Origin of the sequence: Hymenobacter sp. IS2118 (assembly GCF_000715495.1) — a bacterium.
Lineage (GTDB): Bacteria > Bacteroidota > Bacteroidia > Cytophagales > Hymenobacteraceae > Hymenobacter.
In genome coordinates, this window is record NZ_JNLX01000153.1 from 1 (window position 1) to 11,444 (window position 11,444).

9 protein-coding genes and 1 pseudogene are annotated in these 11,444 nt (G+C 57.3%); 3 read left to right on the forward strand and 7 right to left on the reverse strand.

Annotated elements, in window-relative coordinates; all coding sequences use genetic code 11:
- The 3 genes and pseudogenes from GM79_RS26560 to tsaE form a co-directional block, all read right to left on the reverse strand.
- Positions 1-732, reverse strand: a pseudogene (locus GM79_RS26560) (IS5 family transposase); the annotation flags it as partial.
- A gap of 351 nt (positions 733-1,083) precedes the next feature.
- A complete protein-coding gene (locus GM79_RS15825) occupies positions 1,084-2,310 on the reverse strand; it encodes an alanine dehydrogenase (RefSeq protein WP_035565759.1) in 1,227 nt (408 codons plus the stop codon).
- Positions 2,311-2,394: 84 nt separating this feature from the next.
- Positions 2,395-2,829: a tRNA (adenosine(37)-N6)-threonylcarbamoyltransferase complex ATPase subunit type 1 TsaE gene (gene tsaE, locus GM79_RS15830; RefSeq protein WP_035565762.1), complete on the reverse strand. Its 435-nt coding sequence runs from the start codon at positions 2,827-2,829 to the stop codon at positions 2,395-2,397.
- A gap of 151 nt (positions 2,830-2,980) precedes the next feature.
- Here tsaE and GM79_RS15835 point away from each other — a divergent pair, with 151 nt between their 5' ends.
- From GM79_RS15835 to GM79_RS15845, 3 genes are read left to right on the forward strand one after another with little or no spacing between them, the layout of a single operon-like run.
- On the forward strand, positions 2,981-4,237 hold the full coding sequence (locus GM79_RS15835) for a pyridoxal phosphate-dependent aminotransferase (protein ID WP_035565774.1): 1,257 nt from the start codon (positions 2,981-2,983) through the stop codon (positions 4,235-4,237).
- A gap of 11 nt (positions 4,238-4,248) precedes the next feature.
- Positions 4,249-4,554: a hypothetical protein gene (locus tag GM79_RS15840; RefSeq protein WP_152560032.1), complete on the forward strand. Its 306-nt coding sequence runs from the start codon at positions 4,249-4,251 to the stop codon at positions 4,552-4,554.
- Positions 4,538-4,864 carry a type II toxin-antitoxin system RelE/ParE family toxin gene (locus GM79_RS15845; RefSeq protein WP_035565768.1) on the forward strand — a complete coding sequence of 109 codons (327 nt, stop codon included), beginning with the start codon at positions 4,538-4,540 and terminating at the stop codon, positions 4,862-4,864. Before GM79_RS15840 ends, GM79_RS15845 begins: the two co-directional genes overlap by 17 nt.
- A gap of 202 nt (positions 4,865-5,066) precedes the next feature.
- On the opposite strand, the gene GM79_RS15850 is transcribed toward GM79_RS15845, so the two are convergent.
- The 4 genes from GM79_RS15850 to GM79_RS15865 form a co-directional block, all read right to left on the reverse strand.
- Positions 5,067-6,359 carry an HlyD family efflux transporter periplasmic adaptor subunit gene (locus tag GM79_RS15850; protein WP_035565771.1) on the reverse strand — a complete coding sequence of 431 codons (1,293 nt, stop codon included), beginning with the start codon at positions 6,357-6,359 and terminating at the stop codon, positions 5,067-5,069.
- Positions 6,360-6,607: 248 nt separating this feature from the next.
- Positions 6,608-8,968 (reverse strand): peptidase domain-containing ABC transporter, encoded by a 2,361-nt coding sequence (locus tag GM79_RS15855; protein ID WP_035565772.1) that lies wholly within the window; start codon positions 8,966-8,968, stop codon positions 6,608-6,610.
- A 131-nt stretch (positions 8,969-9,099) separates the two neighbouring features.
- Positions 9,100-10,713 (reverse strand): TlpA family protein disulfide reductase, encoded by a 1,614-nt coding sequence (locus GM79_RS23245; RefSeq protein WP_081867809.1) that lies wholly within the window; start codon positions 10,711-10,713, stop codon positions 9,100-9,102.
- Between the two features lie 35 nt (positions 10,714-10,748).
- Positions 10,749-11,444 (reverse strand): IS5 family transposase (locus tag GM79_RS15865; protein WP_035561153.1); only part of this gene is annotated, 696 nt, incomplete at its 5' end.

Below are 11,444 nucleotides of genomic sequence, written 5' to 3' on the forward strand. Positions count from 1 at the left end.
AGGAAACGATGGTCTTCTCGTAGCGGGTGGCCAAGCGGCGATACTGCTTCATGCGTCCGAAAAAGCGTTCGATTTTGTTGCGGTCGCGGTAGGCATTCTCGTCCAGGGGCAGCGGTTGGGTGCGGTTGGGGTGGCTGGGGATGACGGCTTGAATACCGCGTTGAGCGCAATAGGCGCGGGTTTGGTCGCTGTCGTAGGCCGTGTCGGCCACTACCTGGCCCACGTCGAGGCCGTCGAGCAGGGGCAGCGCCTGCGGGCTGTCGCCGGCCTGGCCGGGGGTGGCGAGCAGGCGCACCGCGTTGCCCAGCGACTCGACGCAGGCGTGAATTTTGGTGCTCATCCCGCCCCGGCTGCGGCCGAGGCACTCGGTCTGAGCGTCGCTTTTTTTTGGCCCGCCGCGTGCTGGTGCGCCCGCACGATGGTCGAGTCGAGCAGCACCCAGTCCAGCTCCGGCGCTTGGACGACCTGGAAAAGGCGGCGCCAGACGCCTTTTTCGGCCAGCCGGCGGAAGCGTTTGCGGGCCGTGTCGGACTTGCCGAAGCGTTCGGGCAGGTCGGCCCACGGGCAGCCGGTGCGCATTATCCACACCACAGCGTTGAAAAACAGCCGGTTATCGACGGCCGTCGCCCCGCCATCGGCGGCCTTGCCGGAGAGGTGCGGGGCAACCAGGGCCCAGGTAGCATCAGAAATTTCGTGACGGCGCATGCTGAAAAGTAAATAAGCAGTAAACATATAGCTGATTTCTTATTGTCCTCACGCCCTAGTGTCACCTCAGTTTTGTGTTCCGCGCTGGCCTTGTTAAACATCATCATCCTTTCTTCAGTCATCGGACATAAAGATTCACAAGATGTAAGAATCACAGCTATTATAGAAAAAATAAATATATATTTAATGAACATCATACAATGTTCGTTTTGTGGAAAATATAATACCATCTTTTTTGTAGTGGTAGTTGTAAGCTCCCCCTTAAAGTGAGCCAGTCAAAACTAGAGGTCAGGCTTGTAAGCTTCCCCTTGAAGTGAGCCAATCAAAAGCAGAATCCATTTAAAAGCCAAACACCACAAACCCATACCCCACACCACCCTAATTCCGCACCGCAATCAGCAGCCCTAGCTCCTTATAGCGCATGTTGAATTTCTTCGCAATCATGGAATTGGTGAGGGAGCCGCGGTAGATGTAGACGCCGCTGCGGAAATGCTCGTTGGTGAACAGCACTTCGTTGATGCCGCCGTGCTGGCTGATTTCCTGGAGGATGGGCGTGAAGATGTTACTCAGCGCGTGGGTGGCGGTGCGGGGCACGCGCGAGGCGATGTTGGGCACGCAGTAGTGCACCACGTCGTATTTGCGGAATACGGGCTTGCTGTGGCTGGTCATCTCGCTGGTTTCGAAGCAGCCGCCCTGGTCGATGCTCACGTCGATGATGATGGAGCCGGGCGCCATGCTGGCCACCATTTCCTCGCTCACCATGAAGGGAATGCGGCCGTCCTCCACCGCGAGGGCGCCGATTACCACGTCGGCCCGCCGGATTTGCTGGCTCAGGGCAAACGTATCCAACGTGCTGGTGTAGAGCTGCATGCCCAGGTTGTGTTTGAGGCGGCGCAGCTTGTAGAGGTGGTTATCGAACACCTTGACTTCGGCGCCAAGGCCGGTGGCGGCGCGGGCGGCGTATTCGGCCACCGTGCCGGCCCCCAGAATGACGACCTGCGACGGCGGCACGCCCGTGATTCCGCCCAGAATAATGCCCTTGCCTTCGTTGGAGCGGGCCAGGTATTCGGCCGCAATCAGCATCACCGTCGAGCCGGCGATTTCGCTCATGGCGCGCACCACGGGCCGGGCGCCGCTGGGGTCTTTCATCAGCTCGAAGCCGATGGCGTTGATTTTTTTACGGGCCAGCGCCGCGATGTATTCTTGGGTCATCGAACCCATTTGCAGGGCCGAAATCAGGGTTTGGTTGGGGTGCAGCAGCTCCACTTCCTCGAGCGTGGGGGGCGCTACTTTTAGCAGCACATCGGCCTTGTACACCTCCTCCGGCGAGTACACAATCTGGGCGCCGGCTTCGGAATAGGCGTGGTCGGCAAACTTGCTGGGCTCGCCGGCCCCGGCCTCCATTACCACCTCGTGGCCCTCGTTCACGAGGTGCTGCACGGCTTCGGGCGTGAGGCCGATGCGGTTTTCCTGCAACGACGTTTCGCGGGGCAGACCGATGAAGAGCTTGCGTTTGCGCGTTTCCACGGCCAACATCGATTCCTGCGTGAAATAGGCCCGGCTCGTCGCCAAGGCCTCAAAACCGGATGGTAGCTGTTCGGCCATGAAGGTGGAGGAAGTTAAAAACGTTGATTAAGGGGCTGAATAAGGGTTTTGTCCGTCATTCAACCGCTTAGCTGTAATTTTCTACTAGATGATAGTTAGGGCAATGGTTCGGCTTTCGGCGCTAACCACGGTGAGGCGAACCTCAAGCCGGGGCTGCGGCAATAAATCTGCCACGCGGGCGGGCCATTCCACTAAACAAAGATACCCCGAATCCAGGTACTCGGCCGCGCCCATGCGCTCGGCTTCCTCAGTGGAGTCGATGCGGTAGAAATCGAAATGGTAGACGGGCTGGTCGCTGCCATTGCGGTATTCGTTCACCAGCGAAAAAGTGGGGCTACTCACGTCGTCGGTTACGCCCAGTAAAGCGGCCAGCGCCCGAATAAGGGTCGTTTTGCCCGCGCCCATCTCGCCCTCGAACGCCACCACCGGGCACCCGGCCTCGGCAATGGCGGCGTGAACTTGCCGGGCGGCGGCGGACAGGTCGGCCAACGTGGGCACTTGAATAGAGAGTGGAAGCATGGGGCAAAAATACCGGCTGAACTTCAAAATCCGCAGCTTTTTTGGAATACCGCCATCAACCGCAGCACGGCCCCGACTCAGCCCGAGCTAATCTGCCGGCGCTGAAATAACTTCGTGGGCCGGAGTGGCATTTCTTTTTCCCATTTTTCCCATGCAAGTATCAAAGATGGCGGCCGGCTTGAGCGGCTCCGAGATTATTCGAATCGGCAATCAGGTGAGCGAGCAGGTGCGCCAGGGCGCCAACATCTGCAACCTCACGATTGGCGACTTCGACCCGCAGATTTTCCCGATTCCGGCCGTGCTCAACGCGGGCATCACCGAAGCCTACCAGGCCGGCCTCACCAACTACCCGCCGGCGGCCGGCATGGCCGAGCTGCGGCAGGCCGTTTCGGAGTTTCTGAAAACGCGGCAGGGCCTCTCCTACCCGCCTACCGATATGCTGGTGGCCGGCGGCTCGCGCCCGCTCATTTACGCCACCTACCGCGCCCTCGTCGACCCCGGCGACCGGGTGGTTTTCCCGCTGCCAAGCTGGAACAACAACCACTACTGCCACCTCACCGGGGCCACGCCGATAGCCGTGCCCACGCGGCCCGAAAACAACTTTATGCCCACCGCCGCCGACCTGGCCCCGCACCTGGCCGGCGCCACGCTGCTGGCCCTGTGCTCGCCGCTGAACCCCACCGGCACGGTGTTCACCAAAGTCGGGCTGGAAGAAATCTGTGACCTGGTAATAGCCGAAAACAAGCGGCGCGGTCCCGATGAAAAGCCGCTCTACGTGCTCTACGACCAGATTTATTGGCTGCTAACCTTCGGCGACACCCAGCACTTCGACCCGGTGAGCCTGCGCCCCGAGCTGCGTGACTACGTGGTGTACATCGACGGCATTTCGAAGTGCTTCGCCGCCACCGGCGTGCGCGTGGGCTACAGCTTCGGCCCCACGGCCATCATCGACAAAATGAAATCCATCCTGGGCCACGTTGGGGCCTGGGCGCCCAAGGCCGAGCAGGTGGCCACCGCCCACTTCCTGCCCCAGGCCGCCGCCGTCGATGCCTTCATCAGCGAGATGAAAACCAAGCTCCAGGATTCCCTGCAAGCCCTTTTCGCGGGCCTCAAGAATTTGCAGGCTCAGGGCTACCCGGTCGATGCCGTGGCGCCGGCCGGCGCCATCTACCTCACCGCCAAAATCGACGTGCTCGGCCGCACCGCGCCCGACGGCACCGTGCTCAGCACCACCGCCGAACTTACTTCCTACCTCATTTCGGAAGCCCAGCTGGCGTTGGTGCCGTTCAGCGCCTTCGGCTCGCCGGCCTCGGAGCCATGGTTCCGCGCCTCGGTGGGCGCCGAAACGGTGGCGTCCATTGAGGCCGCGCTGCCCCGGCTGCGGGCGGCGCTGGATAAGCTGAAGTAACCGGTCACTTTTTGGCGCGGCTTCGCGTTATCCGTTCTCCTTTTTATCTTTCTGACATGAGCACGCTGCATCTGACCATTCCCCTCACCATTCCGCAACTGGCCGAAATGCTGCGGCAGCAATTTTCGGCCAAGGAACGGCAGCAGCTCGTGCAGCTGATGCGGGAACCGAAAGAATCAAAAGACTCGAAAGCCAAGCCAAATATGCCATCGGTGGCTGATGACTTGCGGGAAGCATTTACGGAGGTAAAGGCTGCCCGCATCGAAAAAAAGCAATTTCGCAGCTTAACCGAGGTGCTGGATGAGCTACAAGGTTGAGGCAACGGAAGTATTTGAGAAGCGGTTGAAACCGCTGCTCAAAAAATATCCATCCATTCTTTCGGATTTGAGGCTGCTCAACCAACAGCTAGCCGAAAACCCGCATCAAGGCGATGGCCTGGGTCAAAATTGCTATAAAGTTCGCCTGGCTATCCGCAGCAAGAACACTGGCAAGTCGGGCGGCGCACGCGTTATTACGCTTGTGCAAATTTTAGATGAACAGGTTCTGCTGCTCACTATTTACGGCAAATCCGACCGCGCTGACCTGCGGCCCGGTGAACTGGAAATATTGCTCAAGCTGCTGGAATGAGTTGCGAAGCAAGGGCCTTGGTGTTCGCCGTGATTTCGCGCCTCTCTGGGCGCCCAAACGGTGGCGTGCGTTGGGGCAGCGCTGTCCGGCGGCGCTGGAGAGGTTTAAAAGTTGAGCGCCCGCCATTGGAAGTTCTTTTGGGCGGTGTTTATTCCTTATTAATGGTTCGAGTGCTTTCCTAGTAGCATCAGCGACATGGCGGCTATCTCCCGCCCGCTAGTTTACGAAGCTGAAAAAAAAGCTTTTCCAGCAGCCGGCTATCCGTCGTGATGATGTCTGCGGAGGCGGTCATGCCGGCTCTGTAAGCCAGCGATTTGCCGTAGGTCGTTTTCAACCCCTTGGGCAATGCGACCTGGGCCAAAAAAATACTGTCTGTGAGGGCAACTCCGGCGATTGCGGTAATGCGTCCCCGCACGGCGCCAAACTCCTGGTAAGGAAATCCCACGAATTTTACCAACACCTCCTGTCCTGCCGCAACTTTGCCGGCGTTCTGCTGTGGAACGCGCAGCTCGCCGGTGAATTCCGCGTTTGGCGGGGCCACGTACAGCAGCTCCTGGTTGGTAGCAACGGCTTGGTTTTCCTGCACGACTCCCGGAAAGTACACCTGGCCGGCCACCGGAGCGACCAGCACGTACCGGGCTGCCCAGGCTTCGGCAGCACTCTGGAAGGTGTTCAGGGCCTGTACAAACTGGTCCCGCTCCTCCGCCACTTGCTTGTCAAGCTCCAGCAGCTCTTTTTGCTTTGCCCGCTGCGCCGTCGCGTTGTTCACGAGCGTCGAGGCTGTTTGCTGGTACGCCAACTGGCGGGCGATATTTTTGCTTTCCTCCCGCTTTAGCTCAAGCACGGCAATTACTTTTTGCGCGGCCAGCGTGCGCTGCACGCCGTATTCCTCTTCCGCCAAAGCGGCATCCCGAGCCTGGTTGGGACGCTGCTGGCGCAATTGCTGCGCCAGCAGTTGCAAATCACCCAATTCCTGCTTCAGGAGGGTTCTTTTCTTGCTGTAAAACCCACCCGTGAGGTAGGCCCGCAGCTGTATGTGGGCTTGCTCGAAGACCTGATAAGCGCCCTGCAATTCGCCCAGCTGCCGGTGAGTCGACAAGTTAATTTGTTGCAGCCCCTCCAGGTTACCTCGCCGGGCCACGGCCACGGCCCCCGTCAACTCCCGCAGCAGGGCCAGCACGTCGTCGTGGCGGGCAGTACTTTCCAGGTACGCGAGTGGTGCCCCGGCTGATACCACCTGTCCTTCCCGCACGAACAAACGCACGATTTTGCCATCGGTGCGCGTCCGCACCGCCTTGGGGGCGTTGGCGGCAACAAGCTTGAAGGAGGCGTGCACCACATCGGGGTAATGCACCACCCAAGCCCCGGCAAAAACCACCAGCATAACCAGAAAGGCAACCGTGATGCCCCAGCGCAACAGCCAGCGCGGCGGCCGGGCCAGCAGCTCCGCTACCTCCTCCGAGCGCATCTCAATGAATTCTGCATTTTGGCTCATGGCAATTCTATTTAAGCGACAAGACCTGTTCCTGAATACAGAAAAGTATAAAATCGACGGTCATGCTTCATCTGACGTCCGCTTGTCGAAGCATCTCTACCGCTTCGTTGAGTCGATTGGATTAGTTGCGCGGTAGAGATGCTTCGACAAGCGGACGTCAGATGAAGCATGACTCCCTTTTTTTCATTTCTGCTTATTCGGGAACAAGTTTACAGCATAGCAGTATGCAGCGTTTTCCGCTACACGTATCAGGCTCCTAGCTCCAACTGGTTCTTCACAAGCTGCCAGTACGCGCCCCGCCGGGCCACCAGCTCGGCGTGCGTGCCGGCTTCGGTCAGGGTGCCTTTGTCCAGCACTATAATCTGGTCGGCGTGGCATACGGTACTGAGCCGGTGCGCCACGATAACGACCGTGCGGCCGCAAAAAAACTCGGCCAGGTTTTTCATAATTACCGCCTCGTTGGTCGCATCCAGGGCGTTGGTGGCTTCGTCGAAAAAAATGAACTGCGGGTTCTTGTAAACGGCCCGCGCAATCAGAATACGCTGGCGCTGGCCTTGGCTGATGCCGGTACCCTCCGCCCCTATTTTGGTGTGCAGCCCCAGCGGTAGCCCTTCCACAAACTCGCTCAGGTTGGCCACCCGCACGGCATGGGCCAGCTTCTGCGCGTCGATGCGCTCGGCCCCCACGGCAATGTTGCGGGCGATGGTGTCCGAAAACACAAACCCATCCTGCATCACCACCCCGCATTGCGCCCGCCAGGTGGCATGGCTCACGCTCTGAAGCCCCACTTCTCCCAAACGGACAGCTCCCTGGGTAGGGTCGTAGAATTTTAAGAGCAGCTTGAGCAGGGTGGTCTTGCCGCTGCCGCTCATGCCCACGATAGCCGTTGTTTTGCCCCTCGGAATATCTAAGTCGACCCCATGCAGCACGGGCTCGTTGCCCGCGCCGGGGTAGCGAAACGCGAGTTGGCTCAGGCGCAAACCGGCGGCGGGCAGCTCTTGCAACAAGGGCTGCCCGACGGGTTCTTCGTCCGTGAGCATGTGCACCTCGTTGAGCCGCTCCAGGCTTATTTTAGCGTCTTGCAGGCTTTGGGATAAGCTCACCAGCTGACTCACGGGTCCGTTGAGCTGGCCAATAATCTGCTGCATGGCCAGCATGGCCCCCAGCGTCAGCTGGCCTTTGATGACGGCCTGAGCAGCCATAAGGGTGATGAGAATATTTTTGCCGTCATTGATTAGAAAAGCGCCTATTTGCTGGTACTGCCCCAAGCTGAGGCTACTCATCTGCAAGTGAAACAGGCGGGTTTGCAGCCGCTCCCAGCCCCAACGGCTGTGCCGCTCGGCACCGGCCAGCTTAATTTCCTGCATGCCCTGAATCAGTTGTATCAGCGTGCTCTGCCCCTGAGCCGACACGTCGAAGCGCCTGGTGTCCAGCTTGCGCCGCCTGCTCAAGAACAGCAAAATCCAGCCCGCGTACAGGAGGTTGGAACCTACATAAACCCCAAAAATCGGTAGGCTGTACAACGCCAACACCACGCTCATGATTACTACGCTTGCCAGGGCAAAGGGCACCGTTATCGCCTGGCCAGTCACAAAGGCCTCAATCCGGTGGTGGTCGCTCACGCGCTGCATGATGTCGCCAAAACGCTTCGTATCGAAGAATGACAGCGGCAAGCGCATCAGCTTAATCAGAAAGTCCGACAGAATGCTGAGATTCACCCTGGTACTGATATGCAGCAGCACCCAGCTCTGGATAAATTCCACGCTCAGCCGCCCGACCATTAGCATCAGCTGGGCACCGAGCACCAGGTAAACGAACGATACGTTCTGGGTATTAATCCCGATGTCTACCACCGATTGGGTCAGAAAGGGAATCAGCAGCTGTAGCCCGCTGCCGACAGCCAGGCCCAACCCTAATTGCAGCAAGAGCTGCCGGTACTGTCCCAGGTAGCGCAGCACCCGCCCCAGGCTGTAGCTGGCCGCCTGCTCGTCCTGCTGCTCGTGAAAAGCGGGCGTTGGTTCGAGCAGCAGCGCGGTGCCTTCGTGCTGCGTTTCCGAACGGGCGGCCAGCCAGCCCTGGCAAAACTCTTCGGCAGAATAGGTCATCATCCCCCGACTGGGGTCGGCCACGTACACGGTGCCCCGGCGCGTTACGGGCGGTTTTTTCTGAAGCGGCCCGTCTTCCCGCTGCGAGGTTGGAAAAATAACCTCCGATTCGGTTACGAAATCAAACGGGTGCTTGGAAGAAGGTAATGCGGCATCCACCGTCGGCGACCTGAAGCCGCCGAGAATGCGGTCCATCCAGGGGCTGCCGGCCCCCTTGATGTCGTAAACGACCACAAAATGGTTTTGCTGCCAATGCACGATGCAGGGCAGCGGCGCCTCCTGGGCAAGCTTCTCAAACGACAATTTTACGCCCAACGACCGAAACCCCAACGATTCCGCCGCCTCCGCGATGCCCAGCAGCGACACGCCCTCCTTGCCAATCTGGGCCCGCTCCCGCAACGACTGCGCCGTGAAATGCCGGCCGTAGTGCTTGGCCACCATGCGCAGGCAGGTGGGGCCGCAGTCCATTGTGTCGAGCTGTTTGTAGTAGGCGAACCGGCTCATAATGCTGCAAGTAGTGGGATGCCGTCAGGGGCTCCGGGTGAGTGGTTGTCCAAACTGCCAATCCGGCCCTGAGCAAGGGCATCTCGTTGCCCTTTCGGTAGCGAGGTAAGAGGTTAACCAGACGCGGGCATTTACTTAGCCCGGCCCGTTAACAAGCCGGGCAGGGTTTTACTCTCCGCGCTGGGGGCGTTGGCATACACCAGCTTGCCGGTCTTGTCAAATATCATGTAACGCGGGATGGAGCTCAGCTTTTGCTGCTTCGTAAAATCGGAAGTCTGGTGGTTAACAAATAGATAATTTTCTCGGTAATCGTCCAGGTTTTCCTGTTCGCTGGCGGCCTGCCAGGGCTTCATCGTTCTATCAATGGACACATAGATAAAGACCACCTCCTGGCCTTTCAACTCGTTGCGTAGCTTGAGTGAATTGGGTAACCCCTCCCGGCAAGGCGCACACCAGCTGGCCCAGAAATCCACGTAAACAACTTTTCCTTTATGGCTTTTCAGCAGGTTGTCAAATGTCGTCTTAACGCCTTTGCTATCCGTTAGCACCACCGATTTGGTCGCGTTTCGGCTCTCATCAAACTCCAAAGCGTATTGGGCTCTTATCGTACTAACTAGCGCTGTGTCCTTCACATCTTGTTCAAATTTTTGAAAAAAAGCAAGAAAATCCGCTTTGGGGAAGGTTTCTTTAATTCGGCTTAGCTCCCTGGCCAGCAGATAATTCTTGTCTTTTTCCGGAAAGATGGTACTGTTCCAAATGGTAGTATAAACCGCCCGGTAATCCCGATTCACTCCATCTTTTAAATTCAGATACGGCGCCTTTTGCGTGATGTACTTGTCGGAAGCGGATTCAATCATCTGGTGGTGGTAGATTTCGGGATAGCCGTACGGATTCTCCGTGAACTTTGCCAATGTGGCTCCCACCTGGTCGCTGGTCAGCCGGTCGGTTTCCAGGTCAAGGATATAGCTCAGGTTTTCAACCCTGGACTTATAGAAATGATAGGGCTTATCGGAGATTTGCCGCTGTGCTTTTAATGAATCTAATAGCTTATTCTCTGCTTGCAATCTCAGCATTGCCCTCGCATATGCTCTGTTTTTGATTCCGCGATTTATTGCAATCAGATGATTCATACCTTCTTCAGGCGAAAAATTCTTAGTTATATTATTAGAAAATTCTCTTTTGGAGTCGTGAAAGAAATTAGGATTAGTAAATTTTGTTAAAGCAGAGTATTGCTTCTCTGCAAAATAATTTTTACAATATTTATCGAAATTATAATCATATTTCAGAGAACTATTAATTCCATTAGCCGCAAGGGGAATAGTCTTATCATATTTTAATAGAAGTGAATCATTATTTTGAAGAACGTAATCGAAATACTCAAGACCATTCACACTATGCCTCACAATAACGTGGCTTGCGTTTACCGCAAAATACTTTTTCTTCACAAATTTAAGTACTCCCAGCGCCAGATAGAGCTTATTGGTGCCATCAAAGACCGTGATTTCAGGATTAAGAAATTCTGTGGTCACGCCGTTAGAAAACCTGAAAGACTTATCAATACCACTAGTCTGCCCAAAGCTCAACCAAATACCTCTCCTGTCGTATTTCACCGGCTGGGAAGATTGACTATAAGCAAGTACGGATGACCAGAAAATCAGGAATACTGTTGAAATTAGTCTCATGGCTTTGCAATAGTTAAATGATAAAAAAATCAGCTCACCCCAGGTGTTGTCACGTAAAATCACTAACTAAAACTGGAGTGAGCTGTAACACTTAGAGCCTATCCGAAAAATAGGAGGGAGTGTCGCCAGACGGTGTTTGCGCAAGCCAGGTGGAGGAGGGCTTCGTAGTTGGCGACTTTCTTTTCCCAGCGGATGAGCAGGCGGCGGAAACGGTGGAACCAGGCGTGGGTGCGCTCGACGACCCAGCGACGGGCGCGGTAGCCGGGGGTGCGGCATTTGTCGGCTTCCTCTCCCCGGCTCAGGATGTGCACCCGGTAGCCCCACTGGGCCAGTAGGCGCCGAATGGCCTCGGCGTCGTAGCCCTTGTCGGCGCAGAAACCGGGGGCGAAATCGCCTTCGGCCGGTGGGGGCAGCACGGGCATCGAATCGAGTACGGCCTGTACTTGCGTCACTTCGTGGACGTTGGCTCCGGTCACGGCCACGCCGACGGGCAAGCCCTGAGCCTCGGTCAGCACGTGGCGTTTGACGCCGCCCTTGCCCCGGTCCGTCGGGTTGGGGCCGACGGCCTCGCCGCCAAGCGGGGCCTTGGTCTGGCAGGCATCCAGACACTGCCAGTCCCAATCCAGGCGGCCTTCGGCCTGTAACTGCACCAAGCCGCTGGTCCAAAGCCGCTTAAAAACGCCAGCCTGGGCCCACTGCTGGAACCGGTCATGGACCGTGGAGGTTGCCCCCAAGCACCGCGGCAAGGCCTTCCACTGCATCCCCGTAACCAAAATATAGTAGATGGCAAAAAA

Coding starts and splice junctions, on each gene's coding strand:
- tsaE (WP_035565762.1), bottom strand. CDS start 2,829: ATGCTTCCACTCTCTATTCAAGTGCCCACGTTGGCCGACCTGTCCGCC.
- GM79_RS15825 (WP_035565759.1), bottom strand. CDS start 2,310: ATGGCCGAACAGCTACCATCCGGTTTTGAGGCCTTGGCGACGAGCCGG.
- GM79_RS15845 (WP_035565768.1), top strand. CDS start 4,538: ATGAGCTACAAGGTTGAGGCAACGGAAGTATTTGAGAAGCGGTTGAAA.
- GM79_RS15850 (WP_035565771.1), bottom strand. CDS start 6,359: ATGAGCCAAAATGCAGAATTCATTGAGATGCGCTCGGAGGAGGTAGCG.
- GM79_RS15855 (WP_035565772.1), bottom strand. CDS start 8,968: ATGAGCCGGTTCGCCTACTACAAACAGCTCGACACAATGGACTGCGGC.
- GM79_RS15835 (WP_035565774.1), top strand. CDS start 2,981: ATGCAAGTATCAAAGATGGCGGCCGGCTTGAGCGGCTCCGAGATTATT.